This window comes from Sphaerospermopsis aphanizomenoides BCCUSP55, assembly GCF_001586785.1.
GTDB classification, from domain to species: Bacteria; Cyanobacteriota; Cyanobacteriia; order Cyanobacteriales; family Nostocaceae; genus Sphaerospermopsis_A; species Sphaerospermopsis_A aphanizomenoides_A.
Genome location: NZ_LUFH02000001.1, coordinates 1 through 22,961, shown reverse-complemented (window position 1 = coordinate 22,961; position 22,961 = coordinate 1). Strand labels below are relative to the sequence as shown.

Sequence of the window (22,961 nt, the reverse complement as noted above, 5' to 3'; positions counted from 1 at the left end):
AAATAAATTGAACAAGAAGTTCAGGAGAAACTCATGAACTTTTGACTTGACTTTTTCTTTACCGCTAAACCCTTGTTCCGGTAACAAAAAACCTAATTTTTATGTTCGTACTTCAACAACGTTAATAATTTTCTCATCCCGGTTGACTTGCAACAGACTTTCACCCTTAGCATCTCTGTCTAGGGTTGGGACTGTATCCACAGATATTTTGACCACTCGCTCTTTATTAGTCACTAGCGCCACTTCTGAACCAGGAGTAGCACGTACCATAGCCGCTAGGTTATCAGTTTTGTTATGGAACTTCAGCATTTGGATACCCAAATCACCGCGATTAGCTGCTCTTAAACCACTTGCAGGTATGCACTTGGCATATCCTTCCTGAGTAACCAGCAATAACTGGTCGTCCTTGCTGACAGTAATACAACCCACCATTTGTTGATTCTTCAACAGTCGAAATGCTTGTAACCCCATTGCTGCACGACCCATGATCGGTAGTTGTTCCTCATTGACTGCAAATCGCAGCAAACGACCACTAGAACTAGCTAAAATCAGATGTTGACCTGTGGTTGTGAACTGATTAAAAGACAATTCATCGTCATCTTTGAGTTTTAAAATTGTCACCCCACGTCGGCTGAGGTTGGTGAATTCTTCCAAAGATATACGCTTAATTCGTCCTTGTTTAGTGAGGAGAACCATCTGAGATGTTTCTGGATATTCTGGCAGGACAAAGCGACTGACAATGCCTTCTACGTTGCCTTGTGCCGTACTAGTGAGCATGGTGATTAATGGTGTTCCGCGTGGAGAACGACCAGTTACTGCAGGAATTTCTCCCACCTTCACAGGGTAAACTTTGCCTCCAGTATTCAAAATCAGCAAATCTTTTTCGGTGTCTGTTGACTCGGTTTGAATAATAAAGTCGTTTTCATGCAAACCGTTTTCCGCTTTCGGCTTTTTCCCTGTAGGGGAGAGACGACGCACATAACCGCGCTGGGTAAATTCGAGAACTGCTTCTTCTGGTGGCTGTTCCGATTTTAGATTTTCCTGTCTTTCTGTTTTTCCCTGTTCTTGTTTAACTGGGATATCGCTGACCTGTAAAATTTTGGTACGTCGAGAGTCGCCGTATTTACGTTTGAGACTTCGCAAATCTTTTTTTAAAGCCTTCAGTAATTCCCTTCTGTCTTCTAGTAATCTCCGCAATGAGATAATTTGCTGATTGAGATCGTCAAATTCCTGCTGCAAATTGCGCTGCTCTAAACTGGTGAGACGGCGTAATGGCATTGCTAGAATTGCATCCGCTTGTACTTCACTCAAATTCAGTTGGCTACAAAGGGTCATTTTGGCTGTACTACCATCGGCTGCTTGCCTTAAAATGGTAATTACATCATCTAGGTTAGATAAAGCTGTCAACAAGCCAGCGACAATATTGATCCGGTTTTCAGCCTTGCCTAATTCATAACTGTAGCGACGGTTGAGAGTGTGTTCTCGGAAATTGAGAAATTCCTGCAACGTTTGCCGTAGACTTAACTGGCGTGGTTGTCCATCCACCAACGCTAAAAGAATGGCTCCAAAGGTAGTTTGTAAGGCGGTTTGATGATACAAATGCTGGAGAACTTCTTGGGGGTTGGTATCGCGTTTGAGTTCAATGACTACTCGCATTCCTTCCCGATCGCTCTCATCCCGCAAATCAGAAATGCCTTGTAAGCGTCCTTGATTCACCAAATCTGCTACTTTTTCAATCCAGCCAGCCTTATTCACTTGATAAGGCAATTCTGTGATTACAATTGCTGTCCGTCGTTTGCTACCCCTACTGGCTGGTATTTCTTCTAAGGTTGCTACACCCCGCAGTATAATTCCGCCTTTGCCTGTGGTGTATGCTTCCCGAATTCCTGAATTACCAACTATTTCGCCACCTGTGGGAAAGTCAGGCCCCGGAATGATCTCAAATAACTTTTCATCAGTCAAATCTGGGTTGTCAATTAAAGCTATTAAGCCATCGACAATTTCCCCTAGGTTGTGCGGTGGAATATTTGTCGCCATCCCCACAGCAATACCGGCACAACCATTCAGCAAGAGGAATGGTAACTGAGCAGGTAATACGGTTGGTTCTTGTTGGGAGTTATCGAAGTTACCGATAAATTCCACCGTTTCTTCCCCAATTTCTGCCAGCATTCCCTCATGACTTACTGATGCGAGGCGAGTTTCTGTATAACGCATCGCTGCTGGTGGGTCATTATCCACGCTACCAAAGTTACCATGTCCTGCTAGTAAGGGGTAGCGGCTGGAAAAATCCTGTACCAACCGGACTAAAGCATCATAAACCGCTTGATCACCATGGGGATGGTACTTACCTAATACGTCACCAACTACACGAGCGCATTTCCGATAAGGTCTGTCTGGTGTTAAACCAAGTTCGTGCATAGCATATAAAATCCGCCGATGCACGGGCTTTAAACCATCACGCACGTCTGGTAATGCCCGCCCAACTATCACGCTCATGGCATATTCAAGATAAGACCTTTGCATCTCGGTGTGCAGGGCTGTTGTGATGACTTGTCCTGTTGAGAGCAGGTTTAACTGTTGTGCCATGAGTTTTTTCCCTGAAATTTAACTATACAAAAGTTGCTGGAACTTACTACTGTAGCAACCACAGCATCACGGATGAAATAGGATTACTCACAAAAATTCGTAATTCGTAATTACTAATTTACTCTAATGCCCAATGCCCAATACCCCATCGTCGGTATTGCAAAACTTCACTTGTATTAAGGTTCTAATGTCTTTTAAGTCGAGGATGAAAGCCGATACAAAAAAGCTAACTAATGCTAACAAGAGCCAGCTTTTTCTTCCTGTTTCACCAGTTCGACTGCGCTCACTGACCGCCTAGAAGTGTCGGCACTATCTAGTCCACAGGCTAACACGGTCAATCTGACCGCTTCTTGTCTTAAATTCATCGCAGCGTTTAAATCTGGAGTCACACTCAAAGCCACAACTAATGGCTTACGCCACGCTGCGCGAACACATTTAAACACTCTTTGAGACAATGACAGTGATGTTTTCTTCTCACCACAACTAGAGCAAGTCTTACTACTGGGATAAAATCTATCCACAATTACTAACTTACTGCCATATAGTTGTGTTTTATATTCTAGCTGCCTCCTAAATTCATAAAAGCCCATATCTGATATAGCTTTTGATAACTTCCCATTTGCTAACATCCCTGATACATTCAAATCTTCTATACCTATAACCGCGTGGTTTTTGCTAATATAGGTGGTGATTTTGTGTAATGTATCTTTTCTGATGTTGGCTATTTTTTGGTGTAATCTCGCTATTTTGATTTGCGCTTTTCTATAGTTATTTGAACCAATGAGTTTATGGCGGTTCAAATATTGCATTCTTGCTAATTTAGATTCATATTTTTTATAGCTTTTTACGCCATTGAATATTTCTCCTGTTGATAACGTTGCTAGATGATTTATTCCTAAGTCAACTCCTACAAACTCTTGATTTTTCTGTGTTTCATTGGCTTTCACCTCCATTTTCCAAGATATAAACCACTGATCAGCTTGTTTACTGATGGTGACAGATTTCGGTTTATATCCTATAGGGAGAATTTCATAAGTTTTCAGCCAACCAATGACAGGAATTTTGATTTTTCTATAGTCAATATGAATTGCACCATCTAAGGTAAAAGAATCATGTTGGCCTTTTTTCTTAAACTTAGGAAATCCTTTACTTTTTTTGAAGAAGGATTTAAAGGCATCTGACAAATATCTTAATGCGTATTGAGGAGCGCATTTCGATACGTCATAATACCAAAGATGGGTAGATTTAATGGCTGCTACTAACCATTTATGTAAATCTATGGCTGTGGGAAATTTGATTTTATCTTCAGGATTAAGTTTGTTATGTAATAATACCTGTTGACAAAGTGCTAACCCTTGATTCCAAGCGTGTCTAGCTACTCCTGCGTGTTGCGCTAGTAGTAGTCGTTGTTGCTTGTTGACTTTGAGTTGGGTTTTCAATCCTAGTAGCATACAGCGATTTTACTGTAATTCTCTCATCAAGAGCAGATGAGTGGAAATTTTGGGCAAATGTCAGTATTTGTTAGTGTTAGTTAAGAAAACAGTAACTAGCTACTAACCCTATGGGGGATTTATCCTCCACTGACATTTTGTGTTATCCTGTTTTGAACAGAAATGGTAATCAACCTGTATAAAAACCTAACTGCCTAACAGCAATCTGTACCTTGACAATTCAACGGCAGTTGCTCTAATTGGGGAGACCCCAGGACAGCACTGCCTTATCTATGCGGTTCTACTACATTGTTTTAGTTTCCTCCTGGCAGTAGGTAAAAAATGAGAAGGAGCTAAACTAATCAGAATTTTGCAACTTTCTGGTTTCAAGTGAAACAGCACTTGCAGCAATGCAACTACGGTCGGGCATCTGGAAAGTTAACGCTTGGGGAGAGTTCCACCTCTAGACTAGGTAACGCCAGGAATCTAGTTTAAGTAGTCTCATTGAACCAAGAATCCCCGTCCATTTATGCTGGGGAGTGTCAACCTCATAAGTTAAGTTCTCATGAAAACCGTTTTAATTGTCGAAGATGATCTGATTAATGCTCGTGTTTTTTCCAAGATTTTGACCAAGCGGGGTGGCTTGGGGGTAAAACACACAGAGGACGTAGAAGAAGTGATGAAAATTGCCCAAGCAGGAGAGGCTGACTTGATTTTAATGGATGTTTCTCTCTCTCGCAGTATATATCAAGGTAAGTCTGTTGATGGGATCAAAATTACACAGATGTTAAAATCTGATCCACAAACAGCATCTTTACCTGTGATTTTAGTAACTGCACACGCTATGGAAGGCGATCGGGAGAACTTTCTCAAGCAAAGTGGTGCTGATGGCTACATCTCAAAACCCGTTGTTGATCATCAACAATTTGTTGATCAGATCATCGCTCTTCTCCCTCAAACTGATTCCTGAAAATTGATAGCTGATGTCATAAAAGTCCACCCATAAATATTTTAAATGTTTTATTTTTGAATATTTTGGGCGACTTGTATACCCAAATAGAATATATGTACTATAAACGGGCTACATTAGGCAAGTATGAATGAAAAACTGGTAATGGTAAAATTAAATACCAATTACCAATTAACACAAATTCTATTGAGCAGGTTTTTGTTCAGGTATTAATACACCTTCTGGGGGATTTAAAGCCGATTGAATACGGGGCAATTCTAAGAATTTTTTTGTATCAACCAACAAGCGTGTACCCCAAAGATTTTGTTTGAGAAAATCTAAATCAGCATAGCGTTGATCGATGCGAATTGCAGCTTCTCCCAGAGCTAAACCTTGTTGTTGATCACCTTTAGTATACAATGCTACTGCTAATGCTAATAAAGGTTCTGCGGCTTGCTTATCAATAGCAACTGATTCTTGCCATTGCTTAATCGCACCTTGAATATCACCCTGTTCATATTTGATTAAGCCAATGTTGTTAATTGCCGGCCAGAATTTTTGATCTTGGGAAATAGCTTGATTAAACTGAGCGATCGCATCTGGCAAACGACCCAACATATAGTAAGCATTACCCAAGTCAAACAAGCCTTCTGGATCATTAGGTTTTAACAGCAAACCTGCTTGATAGTTGGCTACAGAAGCCTGATAATTTTGCTGCTGGAAATTAGCTGAACCCAACGCAAATAAAACGTCAGGGTTTTTGGGATTCAGCGCCTGGGCTTTTTGTAAGGCGCTAATTGCCGCACCAAAATCCTTAGTTTGTAAATGTAATCCACCTAAGAGCAGCCATACCTTATCATTTTGAGGAGCTAATTGAGTAGCTAATCTCGCTCTTGGCAAGGCTAAATCAATTTGTTGAAATTGTGCTAGTTGAGCCGCTTCTTGAGCTAAACTCAACCCCTGCTTTTCCAACTTCGCTGTATCAAGTTGCAGTGTATAAGGTATTAGCGCCTGAGCGGCAGCTGTTTTGGGCAGACTACACAAACTACAGGCAACCAGAAAAGAAATCAAACGAATGTGTTTCGGCACTATACCGCCTCTTGACCACAAATCAAAGAATCTTTCAGATAGCTTAAACTATCTTTGCTGGAGACGAAAGAGAAACTTAACAGTAGTTAGTATCGAGTGGTGAGTGCTGAGTACCGAGTGCTGAGTGCTGAGTGCTGAGTAATGAATAGCAAGTAGAAGTTTTTCTCCGTATACTCTACATTCTACATCGCACACTGTTTCTCAACTGATGACTTTGGTAACACAGAAGTTTGCAGTTACTAGTGACTTTTGTCATGTATGAGACGTAGACTTTTTATTCGATAATTACTGACATGATTTTTATTCGATGAGGTAATGAAAGACTGTTAAACACTGGTGCAGCGCAACCTAGGGACTTCCAACTAAAAAGGTAGAGGATTGAAAGTAAGGAAAGGTTTTTCTAGATTTTTTCCCTTCAAAAAGAGACGTTTTAAACCAAATTAACCAATTGTCAATTATCAATTGTCAATTGTCAATTATCATCCGAACTTGATATGAGAAGTTGCTTTTATAAATTTACAAAATATGGCAATTGATACACCAAATTCAGTAGATTCATCAGTATTAGTTCCAGAAGTCAAGAGGAAAAAAACCAGAAATTATTGGTTGCCTTGGCTAATTGTCTTGGGACTAATGGCTGGAATCGGCTATGTAGCTTATCTCCAGTTAGTTGTGATCCCAAATCAGCAAACAAAAAATCGTGTTCTGACCCGGCCTGTAGAGAGACAAAGCCTACCTATCAGCATTTCTGCGAATGGAACTGTTAAACCTGAACGTTCAATCAATGTCAGTCCTAAAAATTCAGGCTTAGTCAAAAAGTTGCTGGTGCAAGAAGGAGATTTTGTCCAACAGGGGCAGGTAATTGCTTACATGGATGATTCCAATTTACAAGGACAACTCACCCAAGCACGGGGACAATTAGCACAAGCTGAGGCTAATCTGCGTAAATTACAAGCTGGTAATCGTCCTCAAGATATTGCTCAAGCACAGGCACAGTTGGATGATGCTGTGGCAAATTTGCGGAAGGTAGAAATTGGTAATCGTCCCCAAGATATTGCTCAAGCACAGGCACGTTTAAACAGCGCCCAAGCTAATTTCAGAAAAGCGGAAGATGATTTTCGTCGTAATCAGCAGTTGTTCAATGCCGGAGGAATTTCCCTGCAAACAGTTAACCAAAAATTAGCAGATCGTGATAGCGCCCAAGCTCAAGTGAATGAAGCCCAGGAAGCTTTAGGATTACAAAAAGCAGGTTCTCGTCCAGAAGATATTGAACAAGCACGGGCAACTGTGAGGCAACGACAACTAGCTTTAGAACTTCTGAAAGCAGGTTCTCGCCAAGAAGATATTGACCAAGCCCAAGCGCAGGTAATTTCTGCTCGTGGTTCATTACAGAGTGTTCAAGCTCAAATCAATGACACGATTATTAGAGCGCCTTTTAATGGTCTGGTGACGAAGAAATATGCTGATCCTGGTGCTTTTGTTACCCCAACAACTGCGGCTAGTTCCGTTTCTTCATCTCTTTCTGCTTCTATTTTGTCCTTGGCTACTGTTAATGAAGTGGTAGCCAATTTAGCCGAAACAAATATTCCGAAAATCCACATTGGTCAAAAAGTCACAATTAAGGCAGATGCTTACCCAGGAAAAACCTTTACAGGTCAAGTGAATCAAATTGCATCCCAAGCAACTATAGAGCAGAACGTCACTAGTTTTGAGGTGAAAGTAACTCTCTCGGATTCTCAAAAGCTATTGCGGTCGGGGATGAATGTAACAGTAGACTTTCAAGTGGGTAAGTTGGAGAATGCCATAGTTGTTCCCACCGCAGCAGTTGTACGTCGAGAACGTGCCACAGGTGTATTTGTAGCCGGAGAGGGTAATAAACCTATTTTTACTCGTATTGAGACTGGTGTGACAGTGAATAATTTCACTGAAGTCAAATCGGGATTGAAAGGAGAAGAAAGAGTTTTACTCAGCTTTCCACCAGGTTCAAGACCACAATCAACACCGAGAGGTGGTGTTTTTCCTGGTATGGGTGGTGGTGGGCGTGGTGGACGTTCTCAGCAGTAAAGAGTACCGAGTTCTGAGTATTGAGTAATGAGTAAAGAATTAATTTTTCTTCCCCTGCCTCCCCTGCTCTCCTGCCTCACAGGGGTAGGTTTTTTACATAGAGATTTATAAGAAAACAGATGAAAACCCTTGAGGCTTCGCCGTGAGCGTCAGCCGAACGGTTAAGTTTTGGAGCGTGGCGGAAAAACTTATACGTACTTTAGGCAATGGTTAGAATATTTTGGACATAAATATGGAAAGGTAACTGTTGCAGTTCCTCCTCATAACACTTCTCAAAATTGTTCTAATTGTGGCCAGAAAGTACAAAAATCTCTATCAACTAGAACCCATGTTTGTACTCATTGTGGGTTCGTTGAAGATAGAGATATCAATGCCAGTATAAATATCCTAAAGCTGGGATTAACTACGGCGGGACACGCCGGAAGCTACGCTTGGGGAGATTTGCCCTCTTGGGCGATTGGTGTCAACCTGTCGTCTAATGGCGAGTCTGTGAACCAAGAATCCCCTCGCCTTTAGGCAGGGGAGTGTCAATTCACGATAATGATACTAAAACAATTCTCCCTGTTCCGCTATATCTTGATTTTCCCGTTGTGCTTTTTTAAATGTCAACTCTCCCTGTTTCATATCAAAAAATTCTGGTCGTTTTTCTCCTGTTAATAATTCCTCAATAGTTAAAATCTGAATTTTCGCGTAATTTCTGCCATTTCCTGCTTTATAAAAACCAGAAGATGCAGCTTCTTTAATCATTGGTTGAGTGGGAGGTGTGAGAGTAAGAAATAATCCAATATCAGCTTTATTGGTTTCCATTGTACCCCGCAAATCTCTAATCATAGATGCGTTAATATTTTTTCCACCTTTCACACTAACAATGATTTTTTTAACTGCGGTTTTATTTGATTTTTTGATATCTATGATATCTTCAAAAAAGATTAAACCATCTATTCCCCCATCTGCACCTTTCTTTTTATCTTTATATGGTTGTGCATTTACCAAAGAACACGCCCACCATTGAAATTGATAAGCATCTCTGTTAAATAAATCTATTGCTGCGGCTAAATCTTTCGGTGTACCTTCAACTTCAAATTCTATCCCTGGTACTAATTTTTGATTTTTATTTTCGTCTTCAATAAATTTACTTGGAAAAGCATCTCTTAATCTTTTTTCTATTAAAGAAATTGCTAAATGAGTAATATCAATACCGATCCAATTTCTGCCTAAATTTTCTGCTGCGTGTATTGCTGTTCCACATCCACAGAATGGATCAAGAATTATATCATCTTGGTTACTACTAACTTGAATAATTCTTTCTAACAATGATAGTGGTTTTTGGGTAGGATATCCTAAAGCTTCCTTAGCTTGAGAATTAATAGGTGGTATATCATCCCAAATATCAGGAATGACTTTACCTTGCACCTCATCTAAATAACGTTTATAACGTGGTGTTTTCCCTGTTGATGGTATAGCAATTTTACCTTGACTTAGCCACTCTTCGGCGCGAGATTCTGGCATTCTCCAACCGTTCTCAGGAGGATCACAATCTAACAGTTTATAAAAATAACCTTTGCTAGTTTTCGGGTTGGTTAAATTATCAAATTGAAATCTTCTCCCGTCGCTATCAATATTACAATAATATTGTTTGATATATTCTTCAGAATAACTCAACCGTTGAGGATTCCAAGTAAATTTGTTAGATTTGACATAGTAGAAAATAATATCTGTAATTCTAGCATATTTTTTAGCATCACTATGACTGCTAGTACGTTTCCAAGTAATTTGATTACGATAATTTCTGGCATCAAATATTAAATCTAAAATCATTTTTAAATAATGACTTGCGGTAGTATCACAATGTAAATATAAACTGCCTGTAGATTTCAGAACTCGATGTAGTTCTATTAATCTAATTGCCATCATTACCAAATAAGCTGATAATGAATTTTTTCCTAATGTTCTGACTAATAAATCTAATAATTGATATAATTCACCTTTCTTTTCCTGAATTTCGTCTAAAAATCTTTCTGATTCAATTCCCCAAGTCCAGGTATCTTCAAAAGCTGTAATTTGCGCTTCTGAACCTTCACCCGTGGCATTTTTAAAGAGAATATTATAATTAGCTTTAGAATTAAAAGGCGGATCAAGGTAAATTAGATCAATAGATTCATTAGGAATATTTTCTCTAAGCATTTGGATATTATCACCGTAGTAAAGACGTTTCATATATGGTAAAATTTGGTTAATTATAAATAATAAACGATTAATATAATAACATATATCTATCTAATATTCTCATAAACGTCATCATAATTACTAATATCAAATACCTCAACACCTTGATGAATAGCATCTTCCATATCTTCCAGCGTTGCAGGTTCACCATCATATTTCAAACAACCTGCTACATCCTCCAACTTAGTTACTGGAAAAGGCTTTTTAGGTTGTAATAAAGCTGGTTTTGGTGTGATAAATGCTAAGTTAGTGAGTAATTTCCATATATTTATTTCCATGATAGGTAGAAATAGGTTCACCAGTAATTACAGAATATAGATCATGGGTCTCTAAATCTGCACCATTATCCCAATAAATTGTTCCCCATTCAGGGTTAACGTTCACTGTTTTAAAAAATGCTAAATCTTGTAAAGGTTGAAAAACACCAGTAAATTCAATTAACTGACTAATATCAACAATACCTTCTTTTCCATCTTCAAATTTCTGATAGAGTTGATAGTTATCTTGAGAAATGACTTCTATAATATCTTTCAACATAATTTACTCTAATGGTTCGATTTTCTCTAAAGAATTATTTTGTCTAGCCAAGTTCCAGTTTTTGAGAAGTTCTGATTTGTGCATTGCTGCCCATTCAATTACTAAACCTAAAACTCTAGGAGTAAGTTTACCTTCTAAAATTGATAATGTTTCTATATCAATAATTGCCTTTTGTTGATTATAACGGACGTGAAAATGTGGTGGAGGATGATCATTATAATACATGGTAATAATAATTCCTAAAAAACGGCAAACTTCGGGCATTACATCACCTGATAATATATTCTTTTTAATCAATCATATTCTAGCATATTCTCTTCCTCTGCGTCCTCTGCGCCTCTGCGGTATGGCTAACGCCACGCTTTGCGAACGTTATTAAAAAAAAGGACGAACCCCAAAAGATTCGCCCCAAAATTGCCGAAGAAAACCCAAAACTTAAATCTTCGCTTCCTCCCTTACCAACTTATCCCAACCCAAATCCTTCAAATTATTATTCCTTCTTAAAGGACGAGTTACCAACTCCAAAATATCCCGCGCATTACCAAAACCATGAATCTGTGCAAAGGTAAACTCCACAGACCATTTAGTATTAATACCCCGCGCTTCCAAAGGATTTGCATGAGACATACCAGTAATTACCAAATCTGGTTTTAACTCATAAATTCTTTGCACCTGATTATAATTATCCGGCTTTTCGACAATCGTTGGTAGAGGTGAACCCATTTCCTGACAAGTCTTTTCTAGCAAAGCTAACTCAGCAGCTTGATAGCGTTTATCCATGTAAGGAATACCGATTTCATGAACAGTCATTCCACAGCGAACTAAGAACCGCGCTAGGGAAATTTCCAACAAATTATCACCCATGAAAAACACAGATTTACCGCGAATTAATTTCACGTAATCTTCTAAATTTTCCCAAATCTGCGCTTCTCTTTCATCTAAACCTTTCGGTGTAATACCAAAAACAGAACAGATTTTTTCTACCCAGGCGCGAGTACCATCGGGACCAATAGGAAATGGTGCGCCAATTAATTTACATTTCCGGCGACGCATTAAAGTTGTCGCAGTACGGCTGAGGAAAGGATTCACACCAGCAACATAATAACCTTCTTCTAAAACAGGTAATTCGGTAAATCTTTTTGCAGGTAGCCAACCAGAAACTTTAATACCTTGTTTCTTCAATTCTAAAGTTAACTGAGTTACTACCGGGTCAGGTAAAGAACCGAATAAAACCAAAGGAGGATGGTCTACATACTCTGATTCTTCTTGGGCTACATCTTCTTTTTTCTTACCGAAATGCAGTAACTTTTGAATAGCGTTACGTTCGCCTTTTTCTGTTTCTGAAACTGGTGCTTTATCAGGACAACGGTTAGCCATTGCAGCTAATACTGTATCTTCCCCTTGAGTAAAAGCGTAGTCTAAACCGTTAGCACGAGCAACAACAATAGGAATACCAATTTCTGCTTCTAACTTGGGTGCTAAACCTTCCAAGTCCATTTTAATAATTTCGGTGGTACAAGTACCAATCCAAACTATAACACTAGGATTGCGATCGCGTTTAATTTGATCACACAATCTTTTCAATTCCTGATAATCATTTAACTGTGCGGAAATATCCCCTTCTTCTAACTCAGCCATTGCATAGCGGGGTTCAGCAAAAATCATTACCCCCATCGCATTTTGCAGAAAATAACCGCAGGTTTTTGTACCAATAACTAAAAAGAAACTATCTTCAATTTTTTGATATAACCAAGCCACACAACTAATTGGGCAAAAAGTGTGGTAATTACCAGTTTCACATTCAAAATTTAAAGCTGCTGGTTCTGTAGCGACGGTCATTTTGATTTTCTCCCCTTAATTTTTAAGGCGTAAAAGGCAGTGATCAGGAATTTAGGAATTAAGGAATTCAGGCCAGGAGACAGGATTTTTTAATGTTGAATTTTGAATTGACTGCGCCTATTCCCTATTCCCTATTCCCTATTCCCTGATAACTGATTTAATTGTTGGGGAAAAGACGTGCCATTTCTGATTCATCAAAAACCTCTGATGGCAATTCTTCCCCCAAAAGATCGTTATTGTCTTCAATTTCACTGAGAGATGTTTCATCTCCCCAAACATCAGACAACACATCTCTAAATTCACTTTCATCAGGTTGACTTAAATCATCAAACCCATTGGCATCAGACAAATTCACATCACCTAAAGCATCGTTGTCGAAGCTTTCAGTTAAATTGATTGGATCAAATGATATTCCCTCAAATTCATCTCCCATTGCTGAAGCAAATTCTCCAGACTCCTCGGAGATACTGTTGTCAGAGGCGGAAATATCATGGAAACCATTTCCGTTTCCCAGTGCATTATCTTCATCCCAGCTATTTTCAGTGGTATCAATTCCTCTTGAAAAATCTGGATCCATGACTTCTTCCTCTGCATTCCTGAAATCAGCGATCGCAGATTGGTCATGATCAGACACATCTTCCTGGATATCTTCTGTCACCACCTGGGAAAAACTGGTGTATCTTTCTGGTTCTGTGGTGGGACTTAAGCGATTACCAAGGACAATATCTGGGTCAAAATGCAGTCCTAATACTTCAATAAGAGTATCAGCGTCGGGATTTAACTTAGCAAAAGGAAACATCAACTGGGCTAGTTTGGGTTCCAGGGCATTTACTACTCCCAGGATGAGGTAAGAAGATGGTCGTTTCCCGCCATCGGGGGTATAAACTGATTCGATTGCCATTTGCAGGATAATCCAGTCTCGGTTCACCTGAAAGAACTGCAACCACTTTTGTTTGATTGAATCGGTAAAACTATCAAAGAAAGCCATAGGTTCCCCCATCCTGAAGAGGTAAATTGTTTTATACAATCATCAAGTCTAATTCCTCTTCTGCAATAGTGGCTGGTTGTTTACTCGGATTTAAATAAAAATCTGACAACAGAGAAAAAAGTTCACGATCAGGGGCATCGTTCGGAACGACACCTTCAGGACGAGATAAGATTTGGTCAGCGATATTTAAGTAATAGTCGCAAACGTAGTCTAGGGAAGGATCTGACTCTGCCATCTCAAACAGAGTTTTGCCTTTCACGCGGGAAACACGGATATCTTCAATTAAAGGTAATACTTCTAAAACTGGCATTGGTACGGCTTCTACGTATTTCTCAATTAAATCGCGTTTAGCAGTACGATTACCGATTAACCCAGCTAGACGTAGGGGGTGGGTTCGGGCTTTTTCACGGACAGATGCAGCAATACGGTTGGCAGCAAATAAAGCATCAAAGCCGTTATCGGTGACAATCATACAGTAATCAGCATAGTTGAGAGGTGCGGCAAAACCACCACACACAACGTCACCTAGAACATCAAATAAAATTACATCGTACTCATCAAAAGCGTTAAGTTCTTTTAACAGTTTGACTGTTTCACCTACTACATAGCCACCACATCCTGCACCGGCTGGGGGACCACCAGCTTCAACGCAGTCAACTCCACCATAGCCTTTGTAAATAACATCTTCAGGCCAAACATCTTCGTAGTGATAATCCTTTTCTTGCAGGGTGTCGATAATGGTGGGAATCAAAAACCCGGTGAGAGTAAAGGTGCTGTCGTGTTTGGGGTCACAACCAATTTGCAGGACTTTTTTACCGCGTTTGGCTAATGCGACGGAGATATTACAGCTGGTAGTAGATTTGCCGATTCCGCCTTTTCCGTAAACTGCTAGTTTCACTGTTGTTCGCCTCTTATAGTTTCTTTTCAAACTCGCGGCTCAAACATTTGTCTTTCAACTAGGCTGAGTCAGCGATGTGTGAGGTATGTGAGTGCCATTATTGTCTAAAGTTTCTGGAAAAGAAAGGGGCTGTCAATCTGTAAATTGACTTTAAATGAATTAATTAAGATTAAAATATATTTTTTCAATTAAAAATAGCTGTAAAACTAACTAAAAACTCTATAAATCTATTTTTTATAAATTTATCAGTTTTTAATATAAAAATAGTTACAAAATACAAAATACTGAAATCTGCTTTTAATAATGGTTTGCATAGAAATAGCTGATGATAAAGACAGCTTATATTCAGCAAATAATCTGCTAATAGTCAAAACCAGAAATTTTGCTATTGCATACCAGCAGAATAGGGATTGCAAATATTTAACGAAGGCAGGAGGCAGGGGGCAGGAGGCCGTTTTTGTAAGGGGTATTTATACACCGCTCCAAAAACTTTTCGCCTTTAAAGACTAGGTTTTAGACCCCATTGTTTCGATAAATTTAAGGTTTTTGACTCTTTAGACCAGGTGGAGTGATTTGAGTTTGTAGGTAAAATCTGAGTGTCAGCTATCATAGTTGTAAATTATTATTAAATAATCAAATATCTGACTAAAGTTAATTAAATCATGACAGAGATAACTTTCGTGTATAATTATTAATTTTTAGGAACTTACGCAAAAAAACGAAAAAACAAGGGTTTGGGCAAAGGGATAAAGTGATATAAAAATCAAGGTCGAGAAGAGGAAAACCCCTACACCCCTACACCCCTACACCCTTACACCCAGCCCTGACGAAAGATTCTGTGCGTAAGTCCTGATTTTTTTCAATGGCATTGATTTCCTGTAAAGTTTGCCAGCCGGCGTGCCATTGAGAATTATCTTGTAATAATTTGGCATTGATCCAAAAGCGCACATTTGGGTCACAAGCAGCAACCATTTCGGCATATACCCATTTACCCTGATTTTTGCGGTTAATGACTTGAAAATGTCGCCAACCATCAACTTTTTGTTGTGCTGTCCACTTAGAACCTAGTAAATAAGGAAACTTTTGTTTTTTAGGCATTGGTGATCAGAATTTTGGATTTTGGATTTTGGATTTTAGATTTTGGATTAATTCCACAGATAAATTAAATTCTGATAAATTCAGGACTTACGCAAAACAGAACGGAAGTAGGGGTAATTCATGAATTACCTCTACGCAAGAATCAGGTTTTGAGTTCAATCTTACGTAAGTCCTAAAATTCTATCAAACAGAGAAGAGGTTTGAAACTATTTTTCGGTCTGACGCTTATGAAGTTGCTTGCACGGGAGCATTTTTTCCTGATTTTGCGTAACTCCTGAATTATTAACTACTAATTTTTAATTTTGTACATCTTGCAGAGGAACTGTGCTTTTCTGGTATGCCGCAGGCTTGACGTAAAGTTTATCGGATAATTGATTTTGAAATTTGGAGTTAGATTTTTTTTGTTGCAGAGGAATAGTAATTACAAATTTTGTGCCTTGACCAACCTCTGAAAAGCATTCTAAACTACCATCATGTTTTTCTGCGATAATTTGATAACTAATGGATAATCCCAAACCAGTGCCTTTACCAACAGGTTTAGTTGTGAAAAAAGGTTCAAATAAATGTTTTTGGCTATCTTCTGGAATACCACGACCATTATCAGTAATAGTAATGCAAACTTGATGATCAGTTGTGATGGTGGTTTGGATATTAATTTGCGGTTCTTGATGTTTTTTATGGTTAACAAAGGCATCATCAAGGGCATCAATGGCATTGACCAAAAGATTCATAAATACTTGATTAAGTTGCCCAGGATAACATTCTATTAAAGGTAATTCTGCATATTTTTTAATTACGGTAAGCGCGGGTCGTTTATTATTGGCTTTCAGACGATTTTGCAAAATTAGTAACGTGCTTTCAATACCTTCATGGAGATTCACTAGTTTAATTTCTGCTTCATCTAAACGGGAAAAATTACGTAAAGATAAAACAATGTCTTTGATTCTTTGACTACCCATTTTTATAGAATTTAGCAACTTAGGCAAGTCATTAAGCATATAATTTAAATCAATTTCTTCTGCTAAGTTGGTAATTTCTCTAACTGGCTGAGGATAGTGATGTTGATAAAGATTTATTAATCTAATTAAATCTCTAATGTATTCATCAGCAGGGTCAAGATTGCCATAAATAAAGCTAACTGGGTTATTAATTTCGTGTGCTACACCAGCTACTAACTGTCCTAAACTAGACATTTTTTCACTTTGGACTAATTGGGCAGCTAATTTTTGAGCTTTATGTTTAAGTTCTGCTTCTGAGTTGATTAAGAGTTCTTCTGCTTGCTTGCGCTGGGTAATGTCATGCAAAATTACAATATACTCTTGAAAGTCTTGATGTGGTTGGTCAGACACAGAAACTTCCACAGTTTTGACATGAGATATTTGAATAATAGTGTGTTCACTACGAGTTGGCCAATTAAACGGGTAAGGGTCTAAATCTACCAGCCATATTTGCAAACAAGTTCCTAATAAATCTGATGATTGTATCCCGAAAAAACTAGTAGTAGCTGCATTAGCCTGACGAATAATACCTTCTTCATCAACTACTAAAATGCCATCTTGGGCAAAGTTAAATAAGTGTTCTGCGGCTGATTGTGCTTCTGCCATAGAGACAACTTGTGGTAGACTTGTCCAACAGGCGATCGCCACACCCACAAACACCACTATCATCAGTAAAACAACTATTAAATTCTCTGTTCCTTGATCATATAAAGTATTGAATTTACGCCCAAATAACCAACCAATAACTACTGCACTACTCAGTAGAGAGATAAGAGTAATTACTTGGTAAATAAGTGATTCATGGACATTAATCCAGGGACGATAATTATATTTTTGTACCCACCAATTAGCATTAAATAGAGGCAACCGCAAGCGACGAATCAGTTGATCTATAGCGATAATCCCTACCGGAACAAACAACCCAATTAGAAAATCTTGCCAACCCCAAGCTATTCCTCCTATCAGGAGTACAGATATTTCTAATAAAAATAAAACCAATGTTAACCGGGGAAACAAAACCTGTGGTTTATCACTTCTCAAGCATATTCCCAAATGTACAGCCATGATAGAAATAAACCAGCCCAAATTTCCAACTACAAGAATTTGAGGAACGTTACCCCAAATTAAACAGGCTAGGCTAAGAATTAACGTCAATGTTAACGCTGGACCGAATACACCTCGACGAGATACAACCGCGAATACAGATGACAAATATTTATCAACAGCAAGTTGATAGAGAATTCGAGGACAGTTAGAAACAACTGTTGCAGATGCCAATAAACAGGAAGCTGCCAATAAAAAGGTGACTAAAAGACCAGCATATTTTCCCCAAAAGTGTTGGGAAGAAACCAACAAGCTTAAAAACGCCCCATTGTCTGTATTGATAGATGTTCCTAACCTTGTTTCCACCCAAGAAGCACCTATGTAAATAGGTATCATCAACCAACTAGCAATGGAAAGAAAGGAGAGAGTTTTTGTGGGATGTATGCTGTCAGCAACAAAAGCAGAAGCTGTTTCGCAAGCGTAGGTGGCATAACTAACATATAAAAACCACTTAGCCCAATCAGCAAAACCTGGTACTGTCATCTGTTCAGGAAACAAACCAGGACTGTTGGGGGAAAACAATAACCAACCCAAACCTTGGCCAGTAAATAACAGTAATAACCCGACTGCCGGAATCACAAAAAATAAATGCAGGATACTTAAACCACGCGTGCCACTAAATGCTAGAATGAAAGGTAATAATGTCAAAGCAATTGATAGTAGTGGCGTAGGTAAAGTCAGGTTGACAGCTTCTAAATTAACTTTAATCAAGTCTGTCAGCACAATTGCATTAACTGGCAACACTGACACCCAACTAAAAAAATACCCCAAAGCTGCATAGAGAGCTAAACCAGGGTATTGTTTAAGTAACCGACAAGCGTAATTAGGCGTGCCTCCAGCCACATTTTGCCAGCTTCTTCCCAGATGTTTAACTTGATAATTTAACAACATCCCAAAGCAAACTGCTGGTACCCACACAAAAATAGCTTGTGATTTAAGTTCAGCATGAATAGCCGGAATCACAGCAATCCAGAGGATATGACCAGTTAACCCAAAACCCCAAGTCTCGATGGTACTCATGGTTCGAGTTAAACGCATCCCCACAGATGGTTTACCTGAAGAAAATGCTGAATTAAGCATGACAAGTGAAGTCTAAAAAATTGATGATCTTATAGACTAATGCAAATTTGTGCAGAACTTGTGCAAGATATCAATAATAATTTAGTGATAATTAGGATTGACAAATTTATTATCCTGGGCTGTTAAGACCGATTTTGATCCTGCTCCACTATGTTATCAGCAAAAACACGCAAACTTAAAGTAGACAGCAGAGGAGATCATGCAGAAGCAGGTTGTTAAAAGAATGCAGAATTTAGAATTTAGAATTACGTTTTGCAACGGGGATTTTACGCCGACGCAAAACCCGCTGCTTGTAGAAGTAGGGGATTTTCACCCCCAAAGGTAAGTTAAACCTTTTGAAAACTTGCAAGTTAGTATAAGAATTTTACTTAAATTTTGTACCTGTAGTGTAAACAAAACTCTGCGAAACTCCGCGCTTACCTCCGCGTTCCTCTGCGTTTTTTTATTACACTATTCCTCAGAATTATACACCCATCATACCACAAAAAATTTATAGGTCAATATCAATCCTGAAACGACGAAAACTCGTTGATAATTGAGAAAAACTTGCAATATTATTGAGAATAGACAATGGCTTTTTGCGAAAACCCTCAGAACCCACATATTTTGAAAAAGTGAGATTTAAAAAACTTATATAAAGACATCACAGCTTTGCTGATAATACTACATTATCAAGATGTGAAGACCGATCCAGGTAAACACTGCTCCCTTTTTACAATGACGATATGAGAGTAATTTATCAAAAAAATCTATGCAACCGACTAATCCGAACCAATTTACAGAAAAAGCCTGGGAAGCGATCGCCCATACTCCCGATATCGCCAAGCAGTACCAGCAACAGCAGCTAGAAAGCGAACATTTAATGAAAGCACTGCTGGAACAAGAAGGACTAGGTACTGCGATTTTCACCAAAGCTGGCGCAAATATCCAGAAAATTAGGGACTACACAGATCAATTTATTTTACGTCAACCAAAAGTATCAGGTAGCAGCAGTTCTGTATATTTAGGACGCAGTTTAGATACATTATTAGACAGAGCAGAAAAATATCGCCAAGAATTTAAAGATGAATATATTTCCGTTGAACACATCCTGCTAGGATACGCTAAAGATGATCGTTTTGGTAAAAGTCTACTCAAAGAAATTGGTTTAGACGAAGGCAAATTAAAGAATATTATTAAACAAATTCGTGGGAGTCAAAAAGTGACAGACCAAAGTCCAGAAGGAAAATATCAATCTTTAGAAAAATACGGACGTGATTTAACAGAAGCAGCACGTCAAGGACAATTAGATCCTGTGATTGGTCGGGATGATGAAATTAGAAGAACCATCCAAATTCTCTCCCGTCGGACAAAAAACAACCCGGTATTAATTGGTGAACCTGGAGTTGGTAAAACCGCAATTGCTGAAGGTTTAGCACAGCGGATAGTTGCGGGTGATGTTCCCCAATCTCTCAAAGATAGAAAACTGATTGCTTTAGATATGGGGGCGTTAATTGCTGGGGCAAAATTCCGGGGTGAATTTGAAGAACGCCTGAAAGCAGTATTAAAAGAAGTTACTGAATCTGGTGGCAATATTGTATTATTTATTGATGAAATTCATACCGTTGTTGGTGCAGGTGCAACCCAAGGTGCGATGGATGCCGGTAACTTATTAAAACCCATGTTAGCTAGAGGTGAGTTGCGTTGTATTGGGGCGACAACTTTAGATGAATATCGCAAATATATAGAAAAAGATGCAGCTTTAGAAAGACGCTTCCAACAAGTTTATGTAGATCAACCAGATGTTGCCGATACGATTTCTATTTTGCGGGGTTTGAAAGAACGGTATGAAGTGCATCACGGGGTAAAAATTTCTGATAGTTCCTTAGTTGCTGCTGCTACTTTATCGAGTCGTTATATTAGCGATCGCTTCCTCCCAGATAAAGCCATTGACTTGGTAGACGAAGCCGCAGCTAAATTAAAAATGGAGATTACCTCCAAACCAGAAGAACTAGACGAAATTGATCGCAAAATCCTTCAATTAGAAATGGAGAAACTTTCCTTACAAAAAGAAAGTGACTTAGCTTCCCGTGAACGATTAGAAAGATTAGAAAAAGAACTGGCTGACTTCAAAGAAGAACAAAGCACTTTGAGGATTCAATGGCAATCTGAAAAAGATATTATCACCAAAATTCAATCTATCAAAGAAGAAATTGATCGAGTGAACTTAGAAATTCAGCAAGCAGAAAGAAACTACGATCTCAACCGCGCTGCTGAGTTGAAATATGGCAAACTTACCGATTTACATCGACAATTAGAAGCCGTAGAAAGAGAACTAGCCAACGCCCAAGGAACAGGAAAATCTTTATTACGGGAAGAAGTCACCGAAGCTGATATTGCAGAAATCATTTCTAAGTGGACAGGAATTCCTATTAGTAAATTAGTAGAATCTGAAAAAGAAAAATTACTGCATTTAGAAGATGAACTACACCACCGTGTTATCGGTCAAGCCGAAGCTGTAACCGCCGTAGCCGATGCCATTCAACGTTCCCGCGCTGGACTTGCTGATCCCAACCGTCCCATTGCGAGTTTTATTTTCCTTGGTCCGACAGGTGTGGGTAAAACAGAATTAGCTAAAGCTTTAGCTGCTTATATGTTTGATACAGAAGAGGCTTTAGTGAGAATTGATATGTCAGAATATATGGAGAAACATACAGTTTCTCGATTAATTGGCGCACCTCCAGGTTATGTTGGTTATGAAGAAGGGGGACAATTAACCGAAGCCATTCGTCGTCGTCCTTACGCGGTAATTTTATTCGACGAAATCGAAAAAGCTCACCCCGACGTATTTAATATTTTCCTGCAAATTCTCGATGATGGTCGCGTCACCGATTCCCAAGGTAGAACGGTGGACTTCAAAAACACCATTATCATCATGACCAGTAACATCGGTTCTCAATATATTCTAGATGTCGCTGGTGATGATTCCCGTTACGATGAAATGCGTCATCGAGTCATGGAAGCAATGCGGAATAGTTTCCGTCCTGAATTCTTAAACCGCATTGATGAAGTTATCATCTTCCACAGTTTGCAGAAATCAGAATTACGGCAAATTGTGCAGTTGCAAGTAGATAGACTCAGACAAAGATTGAGTGACAAAAAAATGTCTCTGCGACTGTCTGGTGCTGCTTTAGACTTTTTAGCAGAAGTTGGTTATGATCCTGTATTTGGTGCAAGACCATTAAAACGTGCCATTCAACGGGAATTAGAAACTCAAATTGCCAAAGCAATTTTACGAGGTGAATTTAACGACGGTGACACAATTTTTGTCGATGTCCAAAACGAACGTCTAGCCTTTAGTCGTTTACCGGTGGAAGTGTTTAGCAGTTAATTTAACTGTTCAATTCAACTTATCAACCCGGTTATTTGTATTAGCCGGGTTTTTTCAAGTGTTTATTGTGCGATCGCCATTTTTGACCATAAGTATGAAGTAGTTTTTGTTGTCCTGGCATTAGTGTTATAATCATTTCGCATTTTTCACTTTATAAGTTTTGAGCTAAGTAAACAACCAATTTTAGTGTTTACTATCTGGGGTTAAAAAATTGACAATGGAAAATTACCTCTCCCTCAAGGGTCAAGAATTGAAAGTCAGGACAGGTTTTTCTGGCTCTTTCTCTTTAAAAAGAGAGGTTTTAAACAAAATTAACCAATTATCAATTGTCAATTATCCATTGATAACTACCACATCCAATTCAACTCTTTTTATACGATATATGTCTTTACAACAAGTTGAAAGTTTTTATGAAATGTTGAGTTCAGAACCAACTCTTTATGAACTATACTGTAAAAAATGCTGTCAGCAAGGAGTCTTTGATAGTTGTCATTGGGATACCAAAAAAATAGTTAATTTTGCTGCCACTCTTGGCTATAACTTTACTGAAGCTGAATTAGAGGAATTATGGTTTGCCAGTGAACCTATAAGATTAAATCGTAAATAGGTAATAGGTAATAGGTGAGCTTTCGGAGCAGGGGAGCAGGGGAGCTTTCGGAGCAGGGGAGAAAATTCTTTATCCACACCCCACACCCCACACCCCAC

The 22,961-nt window shown here is 38.7% G+C and carries 16 protein-coding genes and 1 pseudogene; 5 read left to right on the top strand and 12 right to left on the bottom strand.

What is annotated here, in order from left to right:
- Positions 1–99: 99 nt before the first annotated feature.
- Both gyrA and A0J48_RS00080 read right to left on the bottom strand, forming a co-directional pair.
- Positions 100–2,586 carry a DNA gyrase subunit A gene (gyrA, locus tag A0J48_RS00085; RefSeq protein ID WP_200319148.1) on the bottom strand — a complete coding sequence of 829 codons (2,487 nt, stop codon included), beginning with the start codon at positions 2,584–2,586 and terminating at the stop codon, positions 100–102.
- Between the two features lie 236 nt (positions 2,587–2,822).
- Positions 2,823–4,037 carry an RNA-guided endonuclease InsQ/TnpB family protein gene (locus tag A0J48_RS00080; RefSeq protein WP_200319146.1) on the bottom strand — a complete coding sequence of 405 codons (1,215 nt, stop codon included), beginning with the start codon at positions 4,035–4,037 and terminating at the stop codon, positions 2,823–2,825.
- Positions 4,038–4,581: 544 nt separating this feature from the next.
- On the opposite strand from A0J48_RS00080, the gene A0J48_RS00075 reads away from it, so the two are divergent.
- On the top strand, positions 4,582–4,986 hold the full coding sequence (locus A0J48_RS00075; RefSeq protein WP_200319145.1) for a response regulator: 405 nt from the start codon (positions 4,582–4,584) through the stop codon (positions 4,984–4,986).
- 183 nt (positions 4,987–5,169) lie between these two features.
- On the opposite strand, the gene A0J48_RS00070 is transcribed toward A0J48_RS00075, so the two are convergent.
- Positions 5,170–6,054 carry a tetratricopeptide repeat protein gene (locus A0J48_RS00070; RefSeq protein WP_200319143.1) on the bottom strand — a complete coding sequence of 295 codons (885 nt, stop codon included), beginning with the start codon at positions 6,052–6,054 and terminating at the stop codon, positions 5,170–5,172.
- Positions 6,055–6,579: 525 nt separating this feature from the next.
- Here A0J48_RS00070 and A0J48_RS00065 point away from each other — a divergent pair.
- Positions 6,580–8,118, top strand: a complete 1,539-nt coding sequence (locus A0J48_RS00065) for an efflux RND transporter periplasmic adaptor subunit (protein WP_200319141.1) — start codon at positions 6,580–6,582, stop codon at positions 8,116–8,118.
- 198 nt (positions 8,119–8,316) lie between these two features.
- Positions 8,317–8,634 (top strand): annotated as a pseudogene (locus tag A0J48_RS00060) (RNA-guided endonuclease InsQ/TnpB family protein); the annotation flags it as partial.
- A 30-nt stretch (positions 8,635–8,664) separates the two neighbouring features.
- On the opposite strand, the gene A0J48_RS00055 reads toward A0J48_RS00060, so the two are convergent.
- The 9 genes from A0J48_RS00055 to A0J48_RS00015 form a co-directional block, all read right to left on the bottom strand.
- Positions 8,665–10,335, bottom strand: coding sequence for a DNA methyltransferase (locus A0J48_RS00055; protein WP_200319139.1), 1,671 nt, complete (start codon positions 10,333–10,335; stop codon positions 8,665–8,667).
- Positions 10,336–10,391: 56 nt separating this feature from the next.
- Positions 10,392–10,622 (bottom strand): hypothetical protein, encoded by a 231-nt coding sequence (locus A0J48_RS00050; protein WP_200319329.1) that lies wholly within the window; start codon positions 10,620–10,622, stop codon positions 10,392–10,394.
- A complete protein-coding gene (locus A0J48_RS00045) occupies positions 10,591–10,881 on the bottom strand; it encodes a DUF2442 domain-containing protein (protein WP_200319137.1) in 291 nt (96 codons plus the stop codon). Before A0J48_RS00045 ends, A0J48_RS00050 begins: the two co-directional genes overlap by 32 nt.
- A 3-nt stretch (positions 10,882–10,884) precedes the next feature.
- Positions 10,885–11,145: a DUF4160 domain-containing protein gene (locus A0J48_RS00040; RefSeq protein ID WP_200319136.1), complete on the bottom strand. Its 261-nt coding sequence runs from the start codon at positions 11,143–11,145 to the stop codon at positions 10,885–10,887.
- 171 nt (positions 11,146–11,316) lie between these two features.
- Positions 11,317–12,720, bottom strand: a complete 1,404-nt coding sequence (locus A0J48_RS00035) for a ferredoxin:protochlorophyllide reductase (ATP-dependent) subunit N (RefSeq protein WP_200319134.1) — start codon at positions 12,718–12,720, stop codon at positions 11,317–11,319.
- Positions 12,721–12,877: 157 nt separating this feature from the next.
- Positions 12,878–13,708: a DUF5331 domain-containing protein gene (locus A0J48_RS00030; protein ID WP_200319132.1), complete on the bottom strand. Its 831-nt coding sequence runs from the start codon at positions 13,706–13,708 to the stop codon at positions 12,878–12,880.
- Between the two features lie 31 nt (positions 13,709–13,739).
- Positions 13,740–14,606, bottom strand: a complete 867-nt coding sequence (bchL, locus tag A0J48_RS00025; RefSeq protein WP_325077977.1) for a ferredoxin:protochlorophyllide reductase (ATP-dependent) iron-sulfur ATP-binding protein — start codon at positions 14,604–14,606, stop codon at positions 13,740–13,742.
- A 795-nt stretch (positions 14,607–15,401) separates the two neighbouring features.
- Positions 15,402–15,704 carry a TIGR02450 family Trp-rich protein gene (locus A0J48_RS00020; RefSeq protein ID WP_200319128.1) on the bottom strand — a complete coding sequence of 101 codons (303 nt, stop codon included), beginning with the start codon at positions 15,702–15,704 and terminating at the stop codon, positions 15,402–15,404.
- 296 nt (positions 15,705–16,000) lie between these two features.
- Positions 16,001–18,886 (bottom strand): ATP-binding protein, encoded by a 2,886-nt coding sequence (locus A0J48_RS00015; protein WP_234300627.1) that lies wholly within the window; start codon positions 18,884–18,886, stop codon positions 16,001–16,003.
- A 751-nt stretch (positions 18,887–19,637) separates the two neighbouring features.
- On the opposite strand from A0J48_RS00015, the gene clpB reads away from it, so the two are divergent.
- Both clpB and A0J48_RS00005 read left to right on the top strand, forming a co-directional pair.
- Positions 19,638–22,256 carry an ATP-dependent chaperone ClpB gene (gene clpB / locus A0J48_RS00010; RefSeq protein ID WP_200319126.1) on the top strand — a complete coding sequence of 873 codons (2,619 nt, stop codon included), beginning with the start codon at positions 19,638–19,640 and terminating at the stop codon, positions 22,254–22,256.
- Positions 22,257–22,638: 382 nt separating this feature from the next.
- Complete coding sequence (locus tag A0J48_RS00005; protein WP_200319124.1) at positions 22,639–22,863, top strand: Nif11-like leader peptide family natural product precursor; 225 nt, start codon at positions 22,639–22,641, stop codon at positions 22,861–22,863.
- Positions 22,864–22,961 lie beyond the last annotated feature (98 nt).